The organism is Kribbella speibonae (assembly GCF_004331375.1).
GTDB classification, from domain to species: domain Bacteria; phylum Actinomycetota; class Actinomycetes; order Propionibacteriales; family Kribbellaceae; genus Kribbella; species Kribbella sindirgiensis.
In genome coordinates, this window is the sequence record NZ_SJKC01000003.1 from 716,697 (window position 1) to 740,045 (window position 23,349).

At 68.4% G+C, this 23,349-nt stretch carries 27 protein-coding genes; 15 read left to right on the forward strand and 12 right to left on the reverse strand.

The genetic code is table 11. From position 1 onward, the window contains the following. Nucleotides 1–50 precede the first annotated feature (50 nt). From E0H92_RS24710 to E0H92_RS24755, 10 genes are all read left to right on the forward strand, one after another. Nucleotides 51–959 carry a nucleotidyltransferase domain-containing protein gene (locus tag E0H92_RS24710; protein WP_131459959.1) on the forward strand — a complete coding sequence of 303 codons (909 nt, stop codon included), beginning with the start codon at nt 51–53 and terminating at the stop codon, nt 957–959. Next, a complete protein-coding gene (locus E0H92_RS24715; RefSeq protein ID WP_238173577.1) occupies nt 949–1,704 on the forward strand; it encodes a nucleotidyltransferase domain-containing protein in 756 nt (251 codons plus the stop codon). The genes E0H92_RS24710 and E0H92_RS24715 overlap by 11 nt, the downstream gene beginning before the upstream one ends. Before the next feature lie 142 nt (nt 1,705–1,846). Then, nucleotides 1,847–3,964, forward strand: a complete 2,118-nt coding sequence (locus E0H92_RS24720) for an alpha-galactosidase (RefSeq protein WP_131497868.1) — start codon at nt 1,847–1,849, stop codon at nt 3,962–3,964. Nucleotides 3,965–4,100: 136 nt separating this feature from the next. Further along, complete coding sequence (locus tag E0H92_RS24725; protein ID WP_131459957.1) at nt 4,101–4,943, forward strand: carbohydrate ABC transporter permease; 843 nt, start codon at nt 4,101–4,103, stop codon at nt 4,941–4,943. After that, entirely contained in the window at nt 4,940–5,818 is an 879-nt protein-coding gene (locus tag E0H92_RS24730) for a carbohydrate ABC transporter permease (RefSeq protein ID WP_131459956.1), read from the forward strand. Before E0H92_RS24725 ends, E0H92_RS24730 begins: the two co-directional genes overlap by 4 nt. Then, nucleotides 5,818–7,170, forward strand: a complete 1,353-nt coding sequence (locus E0H92_RS24735) for an ABC transporter substrate-binding protein (protein WP_238173578.1) — start codon at nt 5,818–5,820, stop codon at nt 7,168–7,170. The genes E0H92_RS24730 and E0H92_RS24735 overlap by 1 nt, the downstream gene beginning before the upstream one ends. Before the next feature lie 170 nt (nt 7,171–7,340). Beyond that, nucleotides 7,341–7,823 (forward strand): DUF1707 SHOCT-like domain-containing protein, encoded by a 483-nt coding sequence (locus E0H92_RS24740; RefSeq protein ID WP_131497870.1) that lies wholly within the window; start codon nt 7,341–7,343, stop codon nt 7,821–7,823. After that, nucleotides 7,820–8,233 carry a hypothetical protein gene (locus E0H92_RS24745; protein WP_131497871.1) on the forward strand — a complete coding sequence of 138 codons (414 nt, stop codon included), beginning with the start codon at nt 7,820–7,822 and terminating at the stop codon, nt 8,231–8,233. Before E0H92_RS24740 ends, E0H92_RS24745 begins: the two co-directional genes overlap by 4 nt. Further along, nucleotides 8,226–9,680, forward strand: a complete 1,455-nt coding sequence (locus tag E0H92_RS24750; protein WP_131497872.1) for a multicopper oxidase family protein — start codon at nt 8,226–8,228, stop codon at nt 9,678–9,680. Before E0H92_RS24745 ends, E0H92_RS24750 begins: the two co-directional genes overlap by 8 nt. A gap of 155 nt (nt 9,681–9,835) precedes the next feature. Then, a complete protein-coding gene (locus E0H92_RS24755) occupies nt 9,836–10,609 on the forward strand; it encodes a DUF3592 domain-containing protein (protein ID WP_131497873.1) in 774 nt (257 codons plus the stop codon). A 1-nt stretch (nt 10,610) separates the two neighbouring features. Here E0H92_RS24755 and E0H92_RS24760 read toward each other — a convergent pair whose 3' ends face one another. The 6 genes from E0H92_RS24760 to E0H92_RS24785 form a co-directional block, all read right to left on the reverse strand. Further along, complete coding sequence (locus E0H92_RS24760) at nt 10,611–10,832, reverse strand: hypothetical protein (RefSeq protein WP_131459949.1); 222 nt, start codon at nt 10,830–10,832, stop codon at nt 10,611–10,613. 80 nt (nt 10,833–10,912) lie between these two features. Next, entirely contained in the window at nt 10,913–12,016 is a 1,104-nt protein-coding gene (locus E0H92_RS24765; RefSeq protein ID WP_131497874.1) for a sulfite oxidase, read from the reverse strand. Nucleotides 12,017–12,064: 48 nt separating this feature from the next. Then, entirely contained in the window at nt 12,065–12,673 is a 609-nt protein-coding gene (locus tag E0H92_RS24770) for a response regulator transcription factor (protein WP_131287079.1), read from the reverse strand. 10 nt (nt 12,674–12,683) lie between these two features. After that, complete coding sequence (locus E0H92_RS24775) at nt 12,684–13,817, reverse strand: sensor histidine kinase (protein ID WP_131497875.1); 1,134 nt, start codon at nt 13,815–13,817, stop codon at nt 12,684–12,686. A gap of 71 nt (nt 13,818–13,888) precedes the next feature. Beyond that, nucleotides 13,889–14,623 (reverse strand): ABC transporter permease, encoded by a 735-nt coding sequence (locus tag E0H92_RS24780; protein WP_131497876.1) that lies wholly within the window; start codon nt 14,621–14,623, stop codon nt 13,889–13,891. Further along, nucleotides 14,620–15,519: an ABC transporter ATP-binding protein gene (locus E0H92_RS24785; protein WP_131497877.1), complete on the reverse strand. Its 900-nt coding sequence runs from the start codon at nt 15,517–15,519 to the stop codon at nt 14,620–14,622. The genes E0H92_RS24780 and E0H92_RS24785 overlap by 4 nt, the downstream gene beginning before the upstream one ends. Before the next feature lie 151 nt (nt 15,520–15,670). On the opposite strand from E0H92_RS24785, the gene E0H92_RS24790 reads away from it, so the two are divergent. After that, nucleotides 15,671–16,162, forward strand: coding sequence for a DUF1269 domain-containing protein (locus E0H92_RS24790; protein ID WP_131459939.1), 492 nt, complete (start codon nt 15,671–15,673; stop codon nt 16,160–16,162). Between the two features lie 5 nt (nt 16,163–16,167). On the opposite strand, the gene E0H92_RS24795 is transcribed toward E0H92_RS24790, so the two are convergent. Then, nucleotides 16,168–17,106: a glucuronyl esterase domain-containing protein gene (locus E0H92_RS24795; RefSeq protein WP_131497878.1), complete on the reverse strand. Its 939-nt coding sequence runs from the start codon at nt 17,104–17,106 to the stop codon at nt 16,168–16,170. Between the two features lie 64 nt (nt 17,107–17,170). Between E0H92_RS24795 and E0H92_RS24800 the strand changes: the two genes are divergently transcribed. Further along, complete coding sequence (locus tag E0H92_RS24800) at nt 17,171–18,067, forward strand: aminoglycoside phosphotransferase family protein (RefSeq protein ID WP_131497879.1); 897 nt, start codon at nt 17,171–17,173, stop codon at nt 18,065–18,067. On the opposite strand, the gene E0H92_RS45190 is transcribed toward E0H92_RS24800, so the two are convergent. From E0H92_RS45190 to E0H92_RS24815, 4 genes are all read right to left on the reverse strand, one after another. Next, nucleotides 18,057–18,278 (reverse strand): dihydrofolate reductase family protein, encoded by a 222-nt coding sequence (locus tag E0H92_RS45190; protein WP_238173579.1) that lies wholly within the window; start codon nt 18,276–18,278, stop codon nt 18,057–18,059. The genes E0H92_RS24800 and E0H92_RS45190 overlap by 11 nt on opposite strands. Before the next feature lie 14 nt (nt 18,279–18,292). Next, the gene (locus tag E0H92_RS45195) at nt 18,293–18,631 is read right to left on the reverse strand and encodes a dihydrofolate reductase family protein (RefSeq protein WP_238173580.1); all 339 of its coding nucleotides are present in this window, start codon (nt 18,629–18,631) and stop codon (nt 18,293–18,295) included. Nucleotides 18,632–18,705: 74 nt separating this feature from the next. Next, entirely contained in the window at nt 18,706–19,293 is a 588-nt protein-coding gene (locus E0H92_RS24810; protein WP_131497880.1) for a dihydrofolate reductase family protein, read from the reverse strand. Between the two features lie 76 nt (nt 19,294–19,369). Further along, nucleotides 19,370–19,996 (reverse strand): TetR/AcrR family transcriptional regulator, encoded by a 627-nt coding sequence (locus E0H92_RS24815; protein ID WP_131497881.1) that lies wholly within the window; start codon nt 19,994–19,996, stop codon nt 19,370–19,372. Between the two features lie 66 nt (nt 19,997–20,062). Between E0H92_RS24815 and E0H92_RS24820 the strand changes: the two genes are divergently transcribed. Genes E0H92_RS24820 through E0H92_RS24830 form a run of 3 tightly spaced genes read left to right on the forward strand, consistent with a single transcriptional unit; the run spans nt 20,063 to nt 23,043 of the window. After that, entirely contained in the window at nt 20,063–21,517 is a 1,455-nt protein-coding gene (locus tag E0H92_RS24820; protein ID WP_131497882.1) for a flavin-containing monooxygenase, read from the forward strand. A gap of 54 nt (nt 21,518–21,571) precedes the next feature. Next, the gene (locus E0H92_RS24825) at nt 21,572–22,867 is read left to right on the forward strand and encodes a hypothetical protein (protein WP_131497883.1); all 1,296 of its coding nucleotides are present in this window, start codon (nt 21,572–21,574) and stop codon (nt 22,865–22,867) included. Further along, nucleotides 22,864–23,043: a hypothetical protein gene (locus E0H92_RS24830; RefSeq protein WP_131459924.1), complete on the forward strand. Its 180-nt coding sequence runs from the start codon at nt 22,864–22,866 to the stop codon at nt 23,041–23,043. The genes E0H92_RS24825 and E0H92_RS24830 overlap by 4 nt, the downstream gene beginning before the upstream one ends. A gap of 63 nt (nt 23,044–23,106) precedes the next feature. Here the strand turns inward: E0H92_RS24830 and E0H92_RS24835 are convergent, their stop codons facing one another. After that, nucleotides 23,107–23,328 carry a hypothetical protein gene (locus E0H92_RS24835; RefSeq protein WP_131497884.1) on the reverse strand — a complete coding sequence of 74 codons (222 nt, stop codon included), beginning with the start codon at nt 23,326–23,328 and terminating at the stop codon, nt 23,107–23,109. Between the last annotated feature and the right edge of the window lie 21 nt (nt 23,329–23,349).

The following is a 23,349-nucleotide window of genomic DNA, read 5'->3' on the forward strand; positions in this document are numbered from 1 at the left end:
GACAGAAAAATTTGTCAATAGATCGACCCGGAGGATGACACGATGCCGCCATGGGTCCGCAGTTGCCGGTGGGTACGCAGGTGGTGGTCCGGGTCGCGGCGCCCGACGACCGGGGCGGTACGGCGCAGCGCGGGGCGACCGGGCGGGTGGCGGGCGTGACGCCGGACGGCCGCTACACGGTCCGCCTCGTGGACGGCCGGCATACCGTGGCCCGGCGCGATCAGCTCAGCCTGCGGACGGCGTACCAGGACGAAGCGATCGAGCTGGACCAGCCGGACGGCGACCGGCTGGTGCGCGAGCACACGATCTACGCGGCGGTCGTCGGATCGCGGGCGTTCGGGCTCGACACGGAGGAGTCCGACACCGACACGCGTGGCGTGTACGTCGCGCCGACCGAGGCGTTCTGGTCGCTCGGGAAGCCGCCGACGCACGTCGACGGACCGGAGCCGGAATGGTTCTCGTGGGAGGTCGAACGGTTCTGTGAACTCGCCCTGAAGTCGAACCCGAACCTCCTGGAGGTCCTGCACTCACCCCTCGTCGTCCAGCAGACGCCCCTGGGGGCGGAGCTCGTCGGACTCCGTACGGCGTTCCTGTCCCAGCTGGCGTATCAGACGTACTCGGGCTACGTGCTCAGCCAGTTCAAGAAGCTCGAAACGGACTTCCGCCGCGACGGTACGCCGAAGTGGAAGCACGTCATGCACCTGATCCGGTTGCTGCTCTCGGCCCGCGAACTCCTACTCGAAGCAACGCTCGTCGTCGACGTGGGCCCGCACCGCGAACGCCTCCTGGCGGTAAAACGCGGCGACCTCCCCTGGGACGAGGTCGAACGCTGGCGCCTGACCCTCCACGAGGACCTCGACAAAGCCCTCCAGCACACAGTCCTCCCAGCAACACCGGACGTCCCAACCGTCAACAACTGGCTCCGCTCAGTACGAAAGAGAAACCTCAGTGACGCGTGACATGCGGCAGCTCGACTACCCCGAGCTGCGAACCATCATGGGGGAGCAGCCCTATCCGCTGCTCTTCGCCACAGTCTCGGGCGCGCACCTGTACGGCTTCCCGTCCCGCGATTCCGACGTCGACCTCCGCGGCGTACACGTCCTGCCGGCCGCCGAGGTGGTCGGACTGCGGCACGGTCCGGAGACCCTCGACCGCACCTGGTTCGAGAACGAAGCCGAGGTCGACCTGGTAACTCATGACCTGGCCAAGTTCGCGCGGCTGATGCTCCGTCGCAACGGCTACGTCCTCGAACAGGTCCTGTCACCCCTCGTGGTCCTGAGTACGCCGGAACACGCGGAGCTCGTCGAGATGGCGAAGGGGTGCATCACCAAGTGGCACGCGCACCACTACCGCGGGTTCGCGCGTACGCAGTGGGAGTTCTTCGAGAAGAAGCGTGAGCTGAAGCCGCTGCTGTACACGTTCCGGGTGTTGCTGACCGGGATCAACCTGATGCGGACGGGTGTGGTCCAGGCGGATCTGCGTGAGCTACCGGGCGGGCCGTCGTACCTGCCTGAGCTGATGGTCGCGAAGGCGGAGGCGGAGCATGCTCCGCTGGACGGTCCGTCGGAGGAGTTGTTGGCCGAGGATGTCAGCCGGTTGCAGGTCGTCCTCGACGAGGCGGAGGCGGCGAGCAGGCTGCCTGCGCGGCCCACGGCGGAGCCGGGGTTGCATGACTTGCTGGTTCGGGCACGGCTGTCCCGCTAGCGGAGAGCGGTTGCCGGTAGGTCTGTTCTGACATCGGTGACAGGCTTAGGGTATTTACTTAACTTCGTGAAGCATTGACAACGGGGCTGGCGGGGTAAATAGTTTCGTCCTGAAATCAATCAGAAAGCAGAGTGAATCAACAGTGTCGAACATCGAGATTCTGCAGCTTCGCGCCGGTGGTGTCAGCCTGGTGCTCGACTGCTCCGGGCCGGCTCTTCCGTCCGTGCTGCACTGGGGTGCGGATCTGGGCGAGTTGACCGAGAAGGCTCTGCTGGAACTGCGCCGCGGCGCGGGTGCGGTCCAGGACGGGAACGGCCTGGACGAGAACCGTCCGATCGCGATCGTGCCCGAGTACTCGGCCGGCTGGTTCGGCCTCCCGGGCCTGAACGGCCACCGCGACGGGCAGGACTTCTCAGTGAGCTTCACGCTCAGCAGCGTCGCCCGGACCGACAACACCGTGCAGATCGACGCCGTCGACGCCGGGCTCGAACTCCGGCTCACCGTCGAGCTCACGGACTCGGGCCTGGTGCGGACCAAGGCCGACCTGACCAACACCGGCGCAACGCCGTACACGCTCGACGGGCTCTACCTCGCCTTGCCGGTGCCGACCGAGGCGACCGAGCTGCTCGATATGACCGGCCGGCACATCGGTGAGCGGCACCCGCAGCGGCACGCGTTCACGCAGGGCGCCCACATCCGCGACAACCGCCGCGGCCGCACTGGCGCCGACGCCACGCTCCTGCTGCTGGCCGGCACCGAGGGCTTCGGCTTCCGCACCGGCGAGATCTGGGCCGTGCACACCGCCTGGAGCGGCAACCACCGTTCGTACGCCGAGCGCGGCATGAGCGGGTACGGCGTGATCGGCGGCGGCGAACTGCTCCTCCCGGGCGAGGGGCGCCTCCAGCCCGCAGGCACCTACAGCACCCCGTGGATCTACGGTTCGTACGGCGTCGGCCTCGACCAGGTCTCGCACCGCTTCCACGACTTCCTGCGCGCGCGGACCAACCACCCGCAGACCGAGCGCCCCGTCGTACTGAACACCTGGGAGGCCGTGTACTTCGACCTCGACCTGGACAAGCTGAAGTCGCTCGCGGACGCCGCCGCCGAGGTCGGGGCGGAGCGGTTCGTGCTGGACGACGGCTGGTTCCGCGGCCGGCGCGACGACCACGCCGGTCTCGGTGACTGGTACGTCGACGAGGGGATCTGGCCGAAGGGCCTGCACCCGCTCGTCGACCACGTGAAGGGTCTCGGCCTGCAGTTCGGCCTCTGGGTGGAGCCGGAGATGGTGAACCCGGACTCCGACCTGGCCCGCGAGCACCCGGACTGGATCCTCGCCGCCGGCGACCGGATGCCACCGACCGCACGCCACCAGCAGGGACTGAACCTCGGCGTCCCGGCGGCGTACGACTACATCCTCGAGCGGCTGGACAGCATCCTGTCCGAGTACGACATCGCGTACCTGAAGTGGGACCACAACCGCGACTTCGTTGACGGCGGCAACCAGCACACGGGTACGGCGGGTATTCACGAGCAGACCCTGGCTGTGTACCGGTTGATCGACGAGCTGAAGCGCCGGCACCCGGGACTCGAGATCGAGTCCTGCTCGTCGGGTGGCGCCCGCGTGGACCTCGCCATCCTGGAGCGCACCGACCGGATCTGGGGCAGCGACAGCAACGACGCGCTCGAGCGACAGACGATCCAGCGCTACACGCAGCTGCTGCTGCCGCCGGAGCTGATCGGTTGCCACGTCGGCCCGCCGCGGGCCCACACCACAGGCCGCACGCAGACGCTGTCGTTCCGCGCGATCACCGCGCTGTTCGGACACTTCGGTATCGAGTGGGACATCGCCTCGGCCAGCCCTGAGGAGCGCGCGGAGCTCAAGGGATGGGTTGCCCTGCACAAGGAGTTGCGGCCGCTGCTGCACACCGGTCGCGTGATCCGTGCCGACCGCGGTCCCGAGGACGTCCTCGTGCACGGTGTCGTCGCGCAGGACGGTCAGCGTGGCGTGTTCAGCGTCGTACAGACGAAGCAGTCGGTGACGTCGGCCGTCGGGCGGGTTCGGCTGCCCGGCCTCGACCCGCAGCGGACGTACCGGATCAGCAAGGTCGTGACGCCAGGGCCCGCGTCGCGATCCACGGTCTGGTCGGCCGACGGCGGCAGCGTGGAGCTGAACGGCGCCGCCCTCGCCTCGGTCGGAGTACTCATGCCCGCGCAATGGCCCGAGAACGCGATTTTGCTGGACGTGACAGCGATCGGGTAAGCCCACTCGATCGCCGACAGACAAGGAGATCCCCGTGACCGCCACCACCAACGCACCACCTACCAGGAAACGAAGTCACGGGGACTCGGCAGCACCACCAGGGAGACGGCGAAACCTGGGGGACCTGAAGGTCGCGATGATCTTCATCGCCCCGGCGACCCTGGGTTTCGTCGTGTTCTACATCTGGCCGACGCTGCGCGGCGCGTACCTGAGCTTCACCGAGTACAGCCTGCTCGAGGCGCCGAAGTTCAACGGGCTGGCCAACTACGAGCGGATGGTCCAGGACAGCTTCTTCTGGAACGCGCTCGGCGTCACGGTCGAGTACGTCGTGATCAACATCGGGGTGCAGACCGTCCTGGCGGTCGGGATCGCGATGCTGATGTACCGGTTGACCAAGTCGATCACGGTCCGGGCGATCATCCTGGCGCCGTACCTGGTCGCGAACGTGGTCGTCGCGCTCGTCTGGTACTGGATGCTCGACGTCCAGGTCGGCATCGTGAACACGTTCCTCGGCTGGTTCGGGGTCGACCCGGTGGCGTTCTTCGGCGACTCGCACTGGGCGATCCCGACGGTCGCGGGGATCAACGTCTGGCGGCACATGGGGTACACCGCGCTGCTCGTGTTCGCCGGTCTGCAGATGATCCCGAAGTACGTCTACGAGGCCGCCGAGGTGGACGGGTCGACCGAGTGGAAGACGTTCTGGCGGATCACGCTGCCGCTGCTGCGGCCTGTTCTGGTGATGGTCCTGGTGGTCACCATGATCGGGTCGTTCCAGATCTTCGACACGGTCGCCGTGACCACGCAGGGCGGTCCGATCAACGCGACCCGGGTCATCTACTACTACATCTACGAACGGGCGTTCACCCGGTTCGACTTCGGGTACGCGTCGGCGATGGCGCTGGTGCTGTTCGCGATCCTCGCGGTCGTGTCGCTGCTCCAGCTGCGGCTGCTGCGGGCGAAGGAGAGTGATCTCGCATGAGAAAGCTCGGCGTTGGCAGGACCGTCGCCTGGGTGATGCTGTTCATTCTTCTCATCGTCACGCTCTTCCCGTTCTACTGGATGTTGCGGACGGCGTTCTCCGACAACACGCAGCTGCCCGGTCACCCGAATTCGCTGCTGCCGGTGGAGACCACGCTCGGCGCGTTCAAGCGGGTGCTCGGACTGGCATCGATCGAGGAGGCGCAGGCGCAGGGCGGTTCCGGTGCGGCCGTGAACTTCTGGCTGTACCTGCGCAACTCGTTGGTGGTGGCAACCGTCACGACGGTCTGCCAGGTGTTCTTCAGCGCGATGGCGGCGTACGCGTTCGCCCGGCTGCGCTGGCCCGGGCGGGACAAGGTGTTCGCGTTGTTCCTGGCCGCGCTGATGGTGCCGCCGATCTTCACCACGCTGCCGAACTTCGTGCTGATCAAGAACCTCGGGCTGCTGAACAGCTTCGCCGGCATCATCCTGCCGGGCGCGTTCATGACGCCGTTCGCGATCTTCTTCCTGCGGCAGTTCTTCCTCGGCATCAACCGGGAACTCGAGGAGGCGGCGATGATCGACGGCGCCGGGCACCGGCGGATCTTCTTCGGGCTGATCATCCCGATGAGCGCGGCGCCGATCGCGACGCTGGCGATCCTGACCTACATCAACTCGTGGAACGACTACTTCTGGCCGTTGCTCGTCGGTCAGCAGGAAAACGTGCGGGTGCTGACGGTCGCGCTCGGGGTGTTCCGGTCGCAGACGCCGCAGGGCGGACCGGACTGGGCCGGGCTGATGGCGGCGACGCTGATCGCGGCACTGCCGATGATCATCTTGTTCTTGGCGTTCGCCAAGCGGATCACGAACTCCATCGGATTCTCGGGGATCAAATGATGCTCACACGGAGGACCCTGCTGAAGGCAGGGCTGGCGAGTCTCGCCGTACCGGCTGTTGCCGCCTGCAACAACGGGGCCGCGGCGCGGGGTGACGGCGAGATCATCTACTGGTTGTGGGACTCGGCGCAGCTGCCGATGTACACCGAGTGCGCGAAGGTGTTCCACGAACAGAACCCGCAGTACTCGGTGAAGATCGAGCAGTACGGCTGGAACGACTACTGGTCGAAGCTCGTCACCGGGTTCATCTCGGACACCGCGCCGGACGTGTTCACCGGGCACTCGTCGAAGTACCCGCTGTTCGCGGACAAGGGGCAGGTGCTGCCGATCGACGACTACGTTGCCAAGGACAACGTTGATCTGGGCATCTACCAGAAGGGTCTGGCGGATCGCTGGATCGGTGCGGACGGCAAGCGGTACGGCCTGCCGAAGGACTGGGACACCGAGGTCTACTTCTACAACAGCGCGTTCACCGAGGCGGCCGGGATCAGTGCCGAGCAGCTCAACTCGATGACGTGGAACCCGCAGGACGGCGGGACGTTCGAGCAGATCGTCCGCCGGCTGACGGTGGACTCCAAGGACCGTCGCGGCGACCAGCCGGGGTTCGACAAGGACAACATCAAGGTCTACGGGCTCGGGTACGCCGACGCCGGCGGTGGTGACGGGCAGACCAGCTGGAGCTGGTACGCCGCGATCAACGGCTGGAAGTACTCCGAGGGCGAGCCGTGGGGTACGAAGTTCTTCTACGGCGACCCGAAGTTCACCGAGACGATCGGGTGGTGGCGTGGGCTCATCACCAAGGGGTACATGCCGACGTACGCGCAGGCGAAGTCCGGGGTGGACGTGACGACCTCGTTCGGTGCGGGCAAGTACGCGATCACCCCGAACGGCTCCTGGATGCTCGGGACGTACGGGACGCTGAAGCAGGTGAAGACGAAGCTCGCCCGGCTGCCGATCGGGCCGGTCGGCAAGCGGATGTCGATGATGAACGGGCTGGCTGACACCATCTGGGCCGGTACGACGCAGCGGGACGCGTCCTGGGCGTGGGTGAAGTTCCTCGGCTCGCAGACGGCGCAGGACATCGTCGCCAAGGCCGGGGTGGTGTTCCCGGCGGTTGCCGCGAGCATGCCGGCGGCGAAGGCGGCGTTCGCGAAGAGCGGGTGGGACGTCACGCCGTTCCTGGAGCCCGTTGAGGCCGGCGACGTGTTCCCGTACCCGGCCAACCCGAACGCGGCGGACGTGACCGCGGTGATGACACCGGCGATGGAGTCGGTGATGTCGTTCGAGGCCGAACCGGCGTCGCTCGCCAAGGCGAACGACGATGTGAACCAGATCCTCTCCGCGAACACCTGAGGGTTCACCCTGGGGTGACCTACGCCCGGGGGAGTACGTCGTACTGCGTCCAGCGGTGCAGTGTGCTCCTCCGGGGGTAGGGGAGGTGTCGCCGCTGAGGCGACGCGGTGGGAGGGGTCCGAAAGACAGTCTTGGTGACGTTGGAAGAACAACGATCACCGAGGAGTGTCATGAACGACGAGAGGCCGGGCGGATCGATCCGCATCGGCGACAGTGAGCGTGAGGACGCCGTCCGGCGTCTGGGCGAGCATTACGAAGCCGGCCGGCTGAGCGCGGACGAACACTCCGAGCGCGTCGAGCAGGCACTACAGGCCAGGACGGGAGCAGACCTGGACGGCTTGTTCGCCGACCTGCCGGGCGCACACCAAACCACCGAGGGCGCCGCAGCTGCTGGTGCCGGAGCCAACGGCCCGGGCGCTGGAACGGGCGCGGGACCGGGCGGTGCCTGGAGTGGGCCGAGGCGGCCGGCGTGGGCGGCGCGGGGGTTCTTGGGGCGGGTGCCCTTTCCGTTGCTGATTCTGCTGAGCGTGGTCGGAGTACTGGCTTCGATCGGGTGTGTGGCGGGTGGCGGGCATCCGCCGGTCCTGCCGCTGCTGCTGATCGTGGCGGGTGTGCTGATCGTGCGGAAGCGGCGGATGGAGCGGCGCGCATGAGGAACGTGTACCGGATCGTCGGGATGCTGATCGCGGTCGCGGTCGTGCTGCAGGTCGCGTCGATCGCGCTGGCCGGGTTCACGATCGCGAAGGACGCCGACGACGGCACCTCGATCGGCGCCGACTACAGCAACTTCGGACAGAGCTACCACAGCATCGCCGGTTCGGTGATCGCGCTGCTGGCGCTGGTGTTCCTGATCGTGTCGTTCCTGACCGACGTACCGCGTGGGCGCACGCTGGCCGGGATCGTGGTCGGTCTGGTGGTCGTGCAGTTCCTGCTCGCGGTCGTGTCCTTCGGGGTGCCGGCCCTCGGCCTGCTGCACGGCATCAACGGACTCGCGATCGCCGGTGTGGCGGGTGCGGCCGCCCGGCGCGCCGTCGTACCGAATCAGCCTGTGACCAGTGGCTGACGTCAAGAACCGCCGGCGGGGCCGGCTGGTCGCTCTGGGGGTCACCCTGGCGGTACTCGTACCGCTCGGGTACCTCTGGGCGACCAGCCTGGTCCCGGGGGAGTACAACCCGGCGGAGATGGGGTACGCCGACTACGGCGGCGGACCGTCGATGAATCACGAGCACCACACGATGAGCGGCCTGGACGTCCCGGACCTGACGGGACCGAAGACCGGTACGCCGAACGTGGACGTGACGCTGGTGGCGCGGAAGCAGAAGTTCCAGCTCGCGTCCGGGGAGACGATCGACGGGTACACGGTGAACGGGACATCGCCCGGTCCGCTGATCCGCGCGCGGGTGGGCGACCTGGTGCAGGTCACGTTCGTGAACGAGTCCGTGAAGGACGGCGCCACGCTGCACTGGCACGGGATCGACGTACCGAACGCCGAGGACGGGGTTGCCGGGGTGACGCAGGACGCCGTACCGGTCGGTGGGAAGCACGTGTACCGGTTCAAGGCCGAGCAGGCGGGGACGTACTGGTACCACTCGCATCAGGTGTCGAGCGATGAGGTCAAGGGCGGCCTGTTCGGTCCGATCGTGATCGCACCGGCCACGTCCGGCGAGGTCGTCGCAACGATCCACACGTACGACGGGAAGCGCACGATCAACGGGCGGACCGGGACGGAGCGGGTGGACCTCCCGGCCGGTACGACCGCACGCGTGCGGGTCATCAACACCGACAACGCGATCCTCCGCGTCGGGCTGCTCGGGACGCCGTACAAGGTGGTCGCGGTCGACGGTCGCGACGTGCACGGGCCGACGCCGGTGACGGCCGCGTATGCGCTGCCTGCCGGCGGACGGGTGGATCTCGAGGCGGCGGTGCCGGCCGGCGGGATGCGCTTGGTGGCCGGTACGTCGGCGCTGTCGCTCGGCATCGGGCCGGTCGACCCGCCGAAGGGCGAGTTGCCGGCGGAGACGGTGGATCTGCTGACCTACGGTACGACGGCGCCGACCGGGTTCGACCCGGCGAAGGCGGACCGGAACTTCGAGTACCGGATCGGGCGGCGGCCCGGGTTCCTGGACGGTGTGCCGGGGTTGTGGTGGACGATCAACGGCCACAAGTTCCCCGACGTACCGATGTTCATGGTCGCCGAGGGGGACGTGGTCCGGATGAAGATCTCCAACACCAGCGGTCAGGCGCACCCCATGCACCTGCACGGCCACCACGCCGTCGTCCTGTCCCGCAACGGCGTCGCGGCGACAGGCTCACCATGGTGGGTCGACACCCTCGAGGTCGGCAACAAGGAGACCTACGAGATCGCCTTCGTCGCCGACAACCCCGGCCTCTGGATGGACCACTGCCACAACCTCCCCCACGCCTCCGAAGGCCTCATGACCCACCTCATGTACGAGGGCGTCACCACCCCGTACCGAGTAGGCGGCGACTCCCACAACGAACCGGAGTAGCTGCAGCTCGACAGTACGTATATGTGCACTTCCCAAACGCCCACGCTCAGTCAGGCCGCCGCAGCGGCGCAGTGGGGCTATACGTACTGTCCAGCTGCAGATCAGCCGGTGGAACCGGTTCATGGCGGTCGGCGTCAATGGCTCATGATGTGGCGATGAGCAGCCTCGACGACGACCTCCTCGGCCGTCAGCAGGTGCTGTTGCTCGTGTTCTTCGTCGCGGTCGGCGGTGGGCTGTACATCGTCGGGTGGTTCACTCGCCCGAGCTTCCTGTACGACAACCCGCTCGTCTGCGCCGCGATCGCGGGCGGGGCGTGCTACCCCGCCCGCTGGCTCGCCGAGCTGTTTCCGTGGTGGAAGCGCCTCGGAGAGCCCAGCGAAAGCACTGAGGACCGCCGCGAGCGCGCCCGTCAACGCGACCTGGCCGAAGCCAGGGAGACGGCTGCTCTTCGCCGGTCTGAGGGCGTCGACGGCAAGCACCGGCGGGTGGGGCGTCGGCGGATCGGGCTCGGTGAGGTGCTGATCAGGGCCGTCCGGGTGCTCGTCGGTGTGCCGATCGCGCTCGGCTCGCTCGCGATCCTGCCGTTGGGGATCTCGGCCGGCCACTACAATCAACGACTGGTCGCTGACGGGCCGGTCCTGCAGGCCGTGGTCGTCTCGGTCGAGGAAGACAAGTGGTCGAAGTACCACGATGTGACCGTGAAGGTGGCAGATCCGGCGGGCGGGGCTCCGGTCGAGGTGGACGGCGGCAACGACCTGGATCCGGTGCCCGCGGTCGGGGACCGGATCGACGTGGTCGACGACCCGGAGAACCCGGAGTACGTGGTCGCGGTGGCCGTCGACTGGTCGACGCCGTGGTGGGCCTGGCCGCTCGGCGTCGTCATCACCCTGCTGTGCCTGGGGATGGGCCTGGCGATCGCGTTCGGCTGACCTAGGAGGCCTCTTGGTCGTCGAGGTGCAGGGTCTGTGCGCGGTGTAGGGCGGCGATGCGTTCGCAGGCGGCGGTGATGGCGGCCCGCTGCGAGTCGTACGACCCCCACCAGAGCGGGTTGTCCGGCTGGGGGTCGTGCTCGTCGCCGACGTCGGCGTACCACTCACCGGCCGCCCGGAACACCCGCGCGTGCAGGTGGATCTCTGTTCCCAGCTCGTTCACCGCACCACTCCTGGAGTGAGACCGTGTACGTCTCCAGGATGAAACGGCATCCGCGCGGAACGGACGAACGACACGCGTATTCAGGTCACCAGGACCGTGATGCGCTGGGCGGTGTTGTTGCTGAAGCCGCCGCGGTTCCACGGCGCCTCGATGGGTTGTTCGCGACCGCTGGCGTCGTACGCGCGGACGGTGAGGACGTGCTCGCCCGGTGTCGCCTCCCAGTCGAAGGCGAAGGCCCGCCAGGCGAGCTCGTCGTCGTCGTTGCTGGGGGCACCCAACTTCGCCTCGTGCCAGTTCACGCCCGCGTCGGTGCTGACCTCGACCCGCTCGATCGGCGCCCACCCGGACCAGGCCCGGCCGAACAGCGGAACGGTGCCCGCGGCAACGAAGCGGTGGCGGCTCATGAAGTCCGGGAAACCGGGCGGCACGAGCAGCGCCCGCGGCTCGATCCGGGTGACCGCGACGCCTTGGTCGTCGGCGTCCGTGCGGATCCGGTACGCCACCGCGTTCTGGAACCCCTCGAACGCGTGGTCGATCACCTCGATCGACCGCAGCCACTTCACACTCGCCATCCCGTACCAGCCCGGTACGACGAGACGCAGCGGGTACCCGTGCTGCGGCGGCAAGGGCGCTCCGTTCATCTCCCAGGCGATGAGCGCGCCGGAGTCGATCGCCTCCTCCACCGACAACCCACGCTGGTAGTCCTGCTCGACACCGCGCTCCACACCGTGATCCGCGCCGGTGAACACCACATCCACGGCGTCGGAGCGCAGCCCGGCGAGCCGAAGCAGATCAGCCAGCAGCACGCCCGTCCACTCCGCCGTACCGACCGCCTCCGACAACCACGGCTGACTGATCGGTCGCGGCTGCAGCGTCGCGCGGCCGTTGCCGGCGCACTCCAACGTGACCCGGACGGTACGTCGTCCCATCGCGCGCAGCTCGGTCAGCCCGAACGTGAGCGGTTGCTCGACGCATCCGTCCACGGTGAGCAGCCAGTCGCCCGCATTCGTTGCCGGGATGTCGTAATGCACCAGCACGTAGTGCAGTCCTGGCGGCGTCACGTCGTACCTCAGGCCCTCCAGTGGCATCCCGTGGTTCCGGGCCGCCAGCTGCAGCTCGTCGGCCGTGATCCCCTCGCCCGTGTCCGCCAACCGACCCCGCACACTGAAACTCTCGATCGACATCGCAGATCCCCCCTCCCTGGGACAACTAACCCTAGAGGTAGAGACCGGCTACAACCACCCGTTGTCGAGGGCGATGCGCGCGGCTTCGGCCCGGGTCCGGGCGCCGGTCTTGCCGATGGCGGCGGAGAGGTGGTTGCGGACGGTGCCTTCGGACAGGTGCAGTTCCTTGGCGATGTCGGCGACGGTGCCTCCCTCCCGGGCGGCCCGCAGTACGTCGGACTCGCGGCCCGTCAACGGGCTGGTACCGGCCACCAGGGTCTCGGCGGCGAGCGACGGGTCGACCACCCGGAGCCCTTGGTGCACCCGCCGTACGGCGTCCGCCAGCTGGGTCGCGGGGGTGTCCTTGACGACGAACCCGGCCGCGCCGGCCTCCATCGCGCGGCGCAGGTACCCGGGGCGGCCGAACGTGGTCACCATCAGCACCCGCACCCCCGGGACGGCGGTCCGCAGCGCGGCGGCCGCCTCGATACCGTCCAGCCCGGGCATCTCCACGTCGAGGAGCGCGACGTCGGGCCGGGCGCTCTTCGCGGCGTCGATCACCTCGTCGCCGCGACCGACCTCGGACACGACCTCCAGGTCGGGCTCCAGGTCGAGCAACGCGGCAAGCGCCCCGCGCACCAGCGCCTGGTCGTCAGCGAGCAACAGTCGGATCGTCACAGCCCCATCCTCACAGGCCGACCTTGACGGCCAGGCGGAACCCGCCGCCGGGAGCCTCGCCGACCTGTACGTTCGCGTCGGCCTGGTCGGCCCGTTCCCGCAGCCCGACCAGCCCGTGCCCCGACGCGCCGCCGCCCGGTGTCGGTCCGAGGCCGTCGTCGAGTACTTCGATCTGCGCCGCCGTGATCCGGATCGTGCAGCGCTTCGCGCCGGAGTGCCGTACGACGTTCGTCACGCCCTCCCGCACCACCCAGGCGAACAGCTCGCGGTTCTCCTCCGGGACCTCGTCGACCGTGGTCGGCAGATCCGCCTTGATCTCGGCGGCCTGCAGCGCGGCCCGCGCCGAGACGAGCTCACCGGCCAGGCTCAGCTCCCGGTACCCGGCGACCGCGGCCCGGACATCGGCCAGCGCGGCCCGGGCCAGGCTCTCGACGTCCGCGACCTCGGCGGCCGCCCGCGCCGGATTCGCCTCGATCAGCTTCCCGGCCAGCTCCGCCTTCACCGTAATGACGGTGAGCGAGTGGCCGAGGATGTCGTGCAGGTCGCGGGCGAACCGGTTCCGCTCCTCCTGCACCGCCAGCTCCGCCATGTCCTTGCGGGCCGCGTTCAGCTCGATACTGCGCTGGATCGCCCGTCGCATCCCGAACACGGCCAGGGCGCCGAGGAAGATCGCGAACCCGAAGCTGCCGTTGTCGGTCCAGCCCGGCACCACCCGCATCGCCAGCTCGACGCCGCCGAGCAGCAGTACGACGACGCCGATCGCGATCCGGAGGTCGAGCGCCATCATCGCGACTGCCGAGATGTACACCAGGCAGGTCAGCGCCTGCTGACCCGCCGACGGCAGCAGCAGCAGGCTCAGGGCGAGCATCCCGGCCAGGTACGCCAGGCGCTGCCAGGTCGGCATCCCCCGGGCGCCGAGGCCGACCCAGCGGATCCACCCGAAGAACCCGAGGTACGCGAGCGCGAAGAGGGCGAGCGTGACCAGACCGAGGACCCGGGTCGTGCCGTCCCGGTGGATGATCTCCTCGAACGGCTGGTTCAGGTAGAACAACCAGACCCCGGCGGCCAGCCAGCCCCACCGCCCAGGTCCTGGGCGGCCGCCGCGCTCGGCGAGCGCGTCCATCAGGGTCGGCGAAGTCTTCACGGTGGTCACGCTATCGCCCGGATCTTCGGCCACGGATGTTTCAGTCACGGATGTTTCCGCCACGGGACGGTTCAGGCGCGGGCGGTGTCGGCGCGGTACCGGCGGAGCCCGATCATCCCGAGCACGACCGTCCAGCCGATCACCACCAGCAGTGCGTGGGTGTCGACACCGCCCGCCGTCAGCGCACTCCTGGACGTCTGACCGGTCCAGTACGCCGGCGTGAGCTGGGCGATGTGCTTCATGACCGACGGCATCTGGTCGACCGGCAGCCACAGACCGCCGAAGGCCGCGATCAGCATCGTGGTCAGACCGGTGATCGGCTGCACGCTGTCCGGCTTCGCGATGTACCCGATGACCAGCCCGATCGCCGCGAACGGCAGCGCGCCGAGCCACGACACGAGCGCGACCGTCAGCCACTGCGTGGCGCTCAGGTGCACGTGCCCGAAGGTCATGCCGCACAGGAACACCACGATCAGCGGCGGCACCGCCAGCAGCAGGCTCAGGATGACCTTGTTCACGACGTACGCCTGCGGCTTCAGCGGGGTGAGTCGCAGCGTCCGGTTCCAGCCGCCGTCGCGTTCGGCCGCGATCACGCCGCCGCTGCTCATCGCCGCGGACATCGAGCCGAACATCGCCATACTGACCATCACGTACGCGATCGCGGAGATCCCGGCCTCGTTGGCGTCCTGCGGCAACGTCATACCGAAGATCAGGAACAGCACCAGCGGCATCAGGATCGAGAAGATCAGCACCCGCCGGTTCCGCAGCGTGCGGCGGATGTCGAAGATCAGGTAGTCGCGGTTCATGCCAGGCTCTCCTCTTGTGCGCTGATGGCCAGTACGGCGTCCTCGAGGTCGGCCGAGGTGACCTCGATGTCGTGGGCCCCGGTGTTGCCCAGCAGATGCCGCAGGGTGTTGTCGGAGTCGGCGCACTGCAGCAGGACCACGTCGCCACGGGTCTCCACGTTCCGTACGCCGGGCAGCGCCGCGAGCGCCGCCAGATCGGCGCCGGGAATCGTGGCGCGGATGGTCCGGCCGGACACGCTCGCCTTGATCTGCGCGGCGGTGCCGTCGGCAACGACCTTGCCGTTGCGCATCAGCACCACGCGGTCGGCGTACGCATCCGCCTCTTCCAGGTAATGGGTCGCGAACAGGACCGTGCGGCCACGAGCCGTCTCGGCGTGCATCGACGCCCAGAAGTCGCGGCGGGACTCGACGTCCATACCGGTCGTCGGCTCGTCCAGCACGATCAGATCGGGCTGCGGGATGATCGCCATCGCGAACCGCACCCGCTGCTTCTGACCGCCGGACAGGCCCTTCATGGTCCGCTTGGTGAGGTCGGCGATCCCGGCCCGCTCGAGGGCCTCCTCGACCGGCATCGGGTCGTGGTGCAGGCCGGCCACCAGGTTCAGGAGTTCGCCGACCTTGGCGTCCTCGATGATCCCGCCGCTCTGCAGCATCACGCCGACCTGCCCGTGGGCGATCGCGTCGGTCGGCGTACCGCCGTACACCTGAACCGTGCCCTGGTCCGGCTTCACCAGCCCGAGCAGCATCTCGATCGTGGTCGACTTCCCGGCGCCGTTCGGCCCCAGTAACGCCACCACCTCACCGGCCCGGATGGACAGATCCACCCCGGCGACGGCCTGCACCTCCGCATACTTCTTGGTCACACCTCGCAGGCTGACCGCAGTCGTTGTCGTCATACCCAAGAGCTTCGCGAAGAACGCCGGGGGAGGCCTCGATCGGCCGTCACCACCCGTCCATGACATCCGTCAGCCCGCTCTCAGGGTCGGACCTCAGGGTTGTTCGGCGGGCTTGGGGGTTGTCAACTGGTGGTTGTGAGGGAGGAGTGGGATGGCGACGTTGACGGTGTGGAAGTTCGAGACCTGGGACGGGGCCAACCAGGCGATCGGGACTCTGGAGAGTCTGGCGAAGCAGAAACTGATCAAGATCCATGACGCGGCGTCGGTGTCGTGGCAGCCGGAGAAGCGGCGGCCGCGGACCCGGCAGGTGCGGAACATGACGGGACCGGGAGCGGTCGGCGGGATGTTCTGGGGGATGTTGTTCGGGACGATCTTCCTGATGCCCTGGGCAGGAGCCGCGATCGGCGCGGCGGCCGGGGCGGTGGCGGGTTCCCTGATCGACGTCGGGATCGACGACGACTTCATCAAGGAGGTCCGTCGGCAGGTGACGCCTGGTACGTCGGCGTTGTTCCTGCTGTCCAGCGAGGAAGTGACCGATCAGGTACGCGCGACCTTCCAGCGCACCCGTCTGCGCGCCAAGCTGATCCACACCGACCTGACCGACGACCAGGAAGCAGCCATCCACGAGCTGTTCGGGGACTGACTGCTCTACTGTTTCGCGAAGTCCAGGGCGTGCAGCCAGTCCTCTTCGAGGAGATCGTGGGTGCCGGGGCGGAGGTGGTAGCCGATGCCGTTCGGGCCGAAGGCCGGCTGGGCGGCGACGACGGCCAGGTACTCGCCGACCGGGTCGGCCCACGCGTCGTCCTCGGCGCTGGTGATGTACACGCGGCGCGGGGCGATGCTCGCCAGCAGTTGATCCTGGTCGACGGGCAGTTCGCTCTCGCGGCCGGCGTACGACGAGAACGATGGGACGAACCAGTGCGGGAATCGGCTGGTGATCGCGGCGATGTCCTCCCCGCCTGGGTGCCGGAACAGCGCCGCACCGCAGCAGCCGGAGCCGTTCGCGACCGTGACCGCGAACCGCTCGTCCTGCGCACCGGCCCATAGTGCGGCCTTCCCCAGCCGGGAGTGCCCGAGCACGACCGCGTTCGCCGGATCCACCCCGTCGATACCTCCCGCGATGTCGAGAAGCCGGGTCAGCCCCCACGCCCACGCGGCCACCGCGCCCCAGCTCCCAGCCTCGAACAGTGTGCGAACACCACCGTGCGCGTTCGGATCGTCCGGCTCGATCTGCTGGTAGTCGACCGTGAGTACGGCGTACCCGGCCTCCAGCACCGACGCGGGTGGCGCGTCGTCGGCCTTGAACGTGAGCGCGACGACGAGGGGCGCGGGGTGCTGCGGGCTCGCACCGGCGGGCAGATGGGTGGTGGTGTCGAGCTCGAGATCGCCCAGCGGGCAGGTGATCACGGCGCGATGGTGCAGCCGATCGAACGCGCCGCTGTCCCGCGAACGCAGTACCAGGTCGGTCAGCTCGCCACCCACCGGTGTCGAGCCGTAGATCGTGCGCGCGAACTCACCGACGACATCGGGCCCAGCCGACGGCAGCGGTGGTACGACGGCGCGCTGCCACGCCTCAGGAAGCTCCACGAAGCACGTAGCTTAGCCCTGGAAATCGGTTGACCGTACGGCGTCCGGGTGTGAGGGTCGCGCCGTGACGGGTGTTCCGAAGCTGCATGACGACGAGGTGGACATCGACTCCGCGGTGGTGGAGCGATTGCTGGCGGAGCAGTTCCCGCGCTGGGCAGGGCTGCCGGCGCGGGTGATCGAGCGGTCGGGGACCGACAACGTGACCTTCCGCGTGGGCGACGACCTGTCCGTTCGCCTGCCGCGGACGTCGCGGAACCAGGGCCAGGTCGAGATGGACCTGGCCTGGATGCCCCGCCTCGCGCCGCACGTCTCGCTGCCGATCCCGGAACCCCTGGAACTCGGCCGGCCCTCGGAGGTCTATCCCTTCACCTGGGGCGTCTACCGCTGGTTGCCAGGGGCACCGTTCGTCCCATCGGCAGACGACACGCAGGCGGCCCACGACCTGGCTCGTTTCGTGCGCACCCTACGAGAAGTCGACACGACCGGCGCACCGGTCCCCGACGACGACCCGTTCAGCCGCGGTACGCCGCTGGCGCCGCGCGACGCCATGTTCCGCGAAGCGCTGGACGAGCTACGGGATCACTTCGACACCGCGCGCGTGCTGGCCGCCTGGGAGGAGTCCTTGGCAGCCGACACCTGGGACGGCACGCCGACGTGGATCCACGGCGACCTCATGTCGGGCAACCTGTTGGTTGCTGACGGCAAGCTCTCGGCCGTGATCGACTTCGCCACGGCCCGTGCCGCCGACCCCGCCGGCGACGTACTCCCGGCCTGGTGGATCTTCGAAGGCGCATCCCGCAAGGCCTACCGCGAAGCCCTGGAGGTCGACGAATCCACCTGGCTCCGCGCCCGCGGCTGGGCCCTGTCTCTCGTACTCATCGCCATCCCGTACTACATGGGCCGTTTCCCCGAAACCCTCCCCAACGGCCAGGCCACAGTCACCGACATCCTCAATGAGTAAGGGTGGGCCGGTAGATGAGTTCTTGGGTGTGGCCGTCGAGGGTGTGGGTCTCGATCAGTTCCAGGTCGAGGTCGGCTGCGTCCTCGAAGATCCGCCCGAGTCCGGACTGGCCGGTGACGACGGGGAAGACCGTGACCTGGATGCGGTCGACCAGGCCGGCGGCCAGGAGGGCGCGGTTCAGGGTGAGGCTGCCGTGGGAGCGGAGCGGCACGTCCGACTCCTTCTTCAGGCGGCGATGGCCTCGACGGGGTCGCCGTTCAGGATGGTGGCGTCCGGCCAGTCGAGGGTTTCGTCGAGGGTGTTCGACACCACCGTCGTCGGCAGGTTCCACATCCGGGTGACCCACGGGTCGAGTACTTCGGGGTGCTCGGCGACCGAGGCGAGCATCCCCGCCATCCCGCGGAAGGTGTTGGCTCCGAGGACCAGTCGCTGCGGTTCGCCGAACTGGCCGAGGCGGTGTTCGAGAAACTCCGGACCTTGCTTCCCGAAGTAGCCACCGAACGACGTGCTGTTCGAGTAGCCGTCGAGGCTCGAGAAGATGTCGAAGGTGAAGCTGGCGGTCACTGTGTTCTCCCCTGGTTTGGTGGGCTCTCACCACTACTACGACCACCTCGTCCCCGATCCGGCACCTTCCCACCTCAGATGTCGTAGATGAGGTGGGTTACGCCGATACCGGCGATGGTTCGGGGGTCGGCGAAGGTGTGCTGGGTGGTGAGCCCTTCGAGCATGGGGGTGCCGGAGCCGAGGGTGACGGGGACCAGGTCGAGGCGGAGCTCGGTGAGGAGGCCGGCGTCCAGGGCCTGGACGACCGTCGTGCCGGGGCCGACGCCGACGTCGAGGGTGCCGGCGGCGGACTGTGCCTGGGCGATGGCTGAGGCGATGCCGTCGGTGACGAAGGTGTAGGGCGTGTCGGTGTCGACCCAGTCGGTGGGCGGTTCGTGGGTGACGACGAAGACGGGTTTGCCGAGGGGGTGTGAGCCGTTCCAGCCGTTGGTGGCATCGAAGAGTCGGCGGCCGATGACGAGTGCGCCGGTGCCTTCGAGCAGGTCGCGCAGGTAGGCGGCGGTGGCTGCGTTCGTGCGGTAGGTCAGTCGGTCAGGCTGGCTGGTCGGGGTCTCCACCGTTCCCGCGGTACACCAGGCGAACAGGCGGTCGAAGCCGGTTCCGTTGGGGCCGGCGATGAAGCCGTCCAGCGAGACCGACGCCTGCGCGTACACCTTGGACATCCGGGCATCCTTTCGTCGAGTTGCCGGGTACGTCGGAGTCGCGGGGCGATCCTCGACACGGTGACCTTCAGGTGCGTCAGGTGGTCTTGAGGGTGTGGAGGCCCTGCCAGAGGAGGTCCTGGAGGGTGCGTGCCACTTTCTCGGGAGTGGGTGGCGTGGCAGCGCGGGTGCGCCAGATGGCCAGGCGTTCGGTGGCGCCGGAGATGCTTTGGGCAACGATCTGGACCTCGTCGTCGTCGACCGGGCGGCCGGCGGGGAGGTTCATCCGGACCATCGTGGCGATCAGTTCGATGAAGGCCGCGCGGACCTCGTCGGTGGCCTCCGCGGCCGGTCCGACGCTCAGCATGCCCTCGTCGACCAGGACGGACCAGGCCTGCGGGTGTTCGTCGAGGAAACGGAACCAGGCCAGGAATCCGGCGTACAGGGCGTCCTCGGCGTTCGGCGCGGCCATCACCGCGTCGGCGACGGTGTCCAGCAGTTGGCCGCGGAGGCGGGCCAGGCAGGCGAGGAACAGCCCGTCCTTGGAGCCGTAGTACTGGTAGATCAGCGGTTTCGACACCCCGACCTTCGCGGCGACGTCGTCCATCGACGTGCCCTGGTAGCCGCGCTCACCGAAGATCTGCTCGGCCGCTTCCAGGATTTCGCGCTCCCGGGCCGCGCGATCACGGCGACGCTTCGGTGGCTGTTCAGTGGTCGACGTCACTTGCGCAGTCTAACTGACTCCGAGTAACTTACTGGGAGTAAGTTCTGACGACGGCTGGAGAACCTGATGGGCGAGCGGCATCGGATCGTGGTGATCGGCACCGGGTTCGCGGGGATCGGCATGGCGGTCCGGCTGAAGCAGGCCGGGTACGACGATTTCGTCGTCCTGGAGCGCGCCGAGGACGTCGGCGGCACCTGGCGCGACAACACGTACCCGGGCTGCCGATGCGACGTGCCGTCGCACCTCTACTCGTTCTCGTTCGCCCCGAACCCCGACTGGTCGTCGACGTTCTCGCCGCAGCCCGAGATCGAGGACTACCTGCGCAAGGTCACCGATTCGTACGGCGTCCGTCCGCACATCCGCTTCGGTCACGCGGTCGAGTCGGCGCGCTGGGAGGACGGCACGTGGCTGATCACCACGAATCAGCAGACGTTCACGGCCGACATCGTGCTGTCCGGGATGGGTCCGCTGGCGGAACCGTCGTACCCGAAGCTTCCCGGGATCGAGGACTTCGAGGGTGAGGTCTTCCACTCCGCGCGCTGGAACCACGACCTGAACCTCAGCGGTCGCAAGGTCGCCGTGATCGGCACCGGCGCGTCGGCGATCCAGTTCGTGCCGGCCATCCAGCCCGAGGTCGAGGAACTGCACCTGTTCCAGCGGACGCCGCCGTGGGTGATGCCGCGGCCCGACCGCACGATCACCGCGGCGGAGAAGGCGATCTACCGGCGCTTCCCGCTGGTGCAGAAGGCGGTTCGGGCCGGGATCTACTGGGGCCGCGAGTCGATGGTGCTCGGGTTCGCCAAGCTGCCCGCGATCATGAAGCAGGCGCAGAAGGTCGCCGAGAAGCATCTGCAGCACCAGGTTCGCGACCCGCTACTGCGGGCCAAGTTGACGCCGGACTTCACCCTCGGCTGCAAGCGCGTGCTGATCTCCGACGACTACTACCCGGCGCTCGCGCGGCCGAATGTCGAGGTCGTCACCGACGGCATCGCCGAGGTGACGCCGACCGGGATCGTCACCACCGAGGGTGTGAAGCACGAGGTCGACACGATCGTTTACGGCACCGGTTTCAAGGTCACCGACCTGCCGGTGATGGACATGGTGCACGGGCGCGACGGTGTCTCGCTGCGCGAGGCCTGGGCCGACGGGATGGAGGCCCACCTTGGTACGGCGATCGCCGGCTTCCCGAACTTCTTCATGCTGATCGGCCCGAACACCGGCCTCGGGCACAGCTCGATGGTGTTCATGATCGAGTCCCAGATCGCGTACATCCTCGACGCGCTGAAGACCATGGACGCCCAGGGGTTGCGCGAGGTCGAGGTACGGCGGGACGTGCAGCGGGCGTTCGTCGACGGGGTCCACTCGTCGATGCGGAACACGATCTGGACCCGCGGCGGCTGCACCAGCTGGTACCTGGACTCGGAGGGCCGCAACACGACCCTCTGGCCGTCGTTCACGTTCCGGTTCCGGCAGCTCACCCGGCGCTTCGATCCCTCCGAATATCAGACGCTCGCTATGTGACATCGAGCGTGTTACATTCGATCGGTCGGATAGTCCGGGTGATCGGAGTGCGCGGTGCTGCCACTGCATGGGATCGGTGGTCGCGGGGACCTGCCGGTGCCGTTGTGGCTCGCGATCTACTCCGCCGGCGCCGCGGTCGCGGTGTCGTTCTTCGCGCTCGCCGCGTTCTGGTCGCGCCCGCGGTTCGAAAGCGTCGCGGGCCGCCCGCTCGAGTTCCTGACCCGGATCGTCGACCATCCAGCGACGCGCGTCGTACTGAAACTGGCTGGGCTAGCAGCGCTGGCACTCCTGCTCGGGGCCGCCTGGTTCGGTAACCCCGAGCCGTCCCTCAACCCGGCGCCGACCTGGCTGTACGTGTGGATCTGGGTCGGCATCATCCCGCTCTCGCTGCTCTGCGGACCGATCTGGCGGCTCGCGAACCCGTTGCGGACGATCGCGGGCCTGGTCCGGCGTACGTCGTACCGGCGACTCCCCGACGGCATCGCGTACTGGCCCGCGGTGGCCGGTCTGGCCGGGTTCCTCTGGCTCGAACTGGTGTACCCGGACGGCTCCGATCCGCGCGTGGTCGCGATCTTCGCCACGACGTACGCCGTCCTGAATGTTGCCGCAGGCATCGTTTACGGTCCGTCCTGGTTCGCGATCGGGGACAGCTTCGAGGTGTACGCCGAGACGCTCGCCCGACTCAGCCCGCTCGGCCGCGGCGCCGACGGTCGGCTCGAACTGCGGAACCCGCTCGCCGGACTGGCGACGACACCGCAACAACCGGGCCTCGTCGGACTGCTGTGTCTGCTGCTCGGGTCGACGGCCTTCGACGGACTCTCCCGGTGGTCGGTGTGGACCCGGCTGACGGGTGGACTCGACCGCATCCCGGCGTACACCGTGGGGTTGATCGCCGCGGTCGCGATCGTCACCGCCCTGTTCCTGCTGGCCGGGCGGACGACCGGCGCGGCGCAGATCCGGCCGGGAGCGGTCGGGGACGCCGGATTGCCAGGCGCCTTCGTGCATTCGCTGGTGCCGATCGCGATCGGGTACGCCGTCGCGCACTACTTCTCGTTCGCGATGTTCCAGGGCCAGGAGGGCTGGTTGCTCGCGACCGACCCGTTCGGGCGCGGCTGGGACCTGCTCGGCACGAGCGGGACGCGGATCGACTACGCGTTCCTCGGGACCGGGCTGATCGCGGGGGTCCAGATCGGTGCGATCGTGCTCGGACACGTACTTGGGGTCGTGTCCGCGCACGATCGCGCTGCCGACCTGTTCCGGCGCCGGCAGCTGCGCAGGGCGCAGTACCCGATGCTGGCCGCGATGGTCGCGTTCACAGCCGGCGGCATCGCGCTGGTGACGGCCTCATGATCACCCTGCACATGGGCGGAGTCCCCGAGACCGCGATGGTCCTCGGCCCGATCCTCCTGATCCTCGCCTTCCTCCGCATCGCCCGCCGCCACGAAGCCACCCTCCCGGACGACGAGGACGACTGGGACGCCGATCTAGGTGATCTTCCCGATCGGCGCGACCTCAGCAAGAAGTAGGAGACATAGTGAGGCCCGGCAAACCCCCTGCGGTTCGCCGGGCCTCCCCGTTCCCCGTTGGTTCTAGGCGGCCAGGGCCGGTTCGTAGTAGCCGCTGACGCGGGATGGGGCGGTGGTGCGGGCCAGTTCGGCGAGGCGGGCGCAGCCGGCGGCCAGGGCGGACTCGAGGGTCGGCCAGGCGTCGACGCACCAGTACGGGTCGTCGGGCTGGCGGTCGTTGTCGTCGTCGATGTCGGCGCACCAGCCGCCGGAGCGGACGTGGTGGACATGCAGGCGGAGTCTCATCGGAGTCGGCTTTCAGAACGG

Bases quoted from the DNA above. Each gene is read 5' to 3' on its own strand.
- E0H92_RS24710 (WP_131459959.1), top strand. From the start codon at position 51: ATGGGTCCGCAGTTGCCGGTGGGTACGCAGGTGGTGGTCCGGGTCGCG.
- E0H92_RS24725 (WP_131459957.1), top strand. From the start codon at position 4,101: ATGATCTTCATCGCCCCGGCGACCCTGGGTTTCGTCGTGTTCTACATC.
- E0H92_RS24730 (WP_131459956.1), top strand. From the start codon at position 4,940: ATGAGAAAGCTCGGCGTTGGCAGGACCGTCGCCTGGGTGATGCTGTTC.
- E0H92_RS24735 (WP_238173578.1), top strand. From the start codon at position 5,818: ATGCTCACACGGAGGACCCTGCTGAAGGCAGGGCTGGCGAGTCTCGCC.
- E0H92_RS24740 (WP_131497870.1), top strand. From the start codon at position 7,341: ATGAACGACGAGAGGCCGGGCGGATCGATCCGCATCGGCGACAGTGAG.
- E0H92_RS24745 (WP_131497871.1), top strand. From the start codon at position 7,820: ATGAGGAACGTGTACCGGATCGTCGGGATGCTGATCGCGGTCGCGGTC.
- E0H92_RS24755 (WP_131497873.1), top strand. From the start codon at position 9,836: ATGAGCAGCCTCGACGACGACCTCCTCGGCCGTCAGCAGGTGCTGTTG.
- E0H92_RS24765 (WP_131497874.1), bottom strand. From the start codon at position 12,016: ATGTCGATCGAGAGTTTCAGTGTGCGGGGTCGGTTGGCGGACACGGGC.
- E0H92_RS24780 (WP_131497876.1), bottom strand. From the start codon at position 14,623: ATGAACCGCGACTACCTGATCTTCGACATCCGCCGCACGCTGCGGAAC.
- E0H92_RS24785 (WP_131497877.1), bottom strand. From the start codon at position 15,519: ATGACGACAACGACTGCGGTCAGCCTGCGAGGTGTGACCAAGAAGTAT.
- E0H92_RS24790 (WP_131459939.1), top strand. From the start codon at position 15,671: ATGGCGACGTTGACGGTGTGGAAGTTCGAGACCTGGGACGGGGCCAAC.
- E0H92_RS24810 (WP_131497880.1), bottom strand. From the start codon at position 19,293: ATGTCCAAGGTGTACGCGCAGGCGTCGGTCTCGCTGGACGGCTTCATC.
- E0H92_RS24820 (WP_131497882.1), top strand. From the start codon at position 20,063: ATGGGCGAGCGGCATCGGATCGTGGTGATCGGCACCGGGTTCGCGGGG.
- E0H92_RS24830 (WP_131459924.1), top strand. From the start codon at position 22,864: ATGATCACCCTGCACATGGGCGGAGTCCCCGAGACCGCGATGGTCCTC.
- E0H92_RS24835 (WP_131497884.1), bottom strand. From the start codon at position 23,328: ATGAGACTCCGCCTGCATGTCCACCACGTCCGCTCCGGCGGCTGGTGC.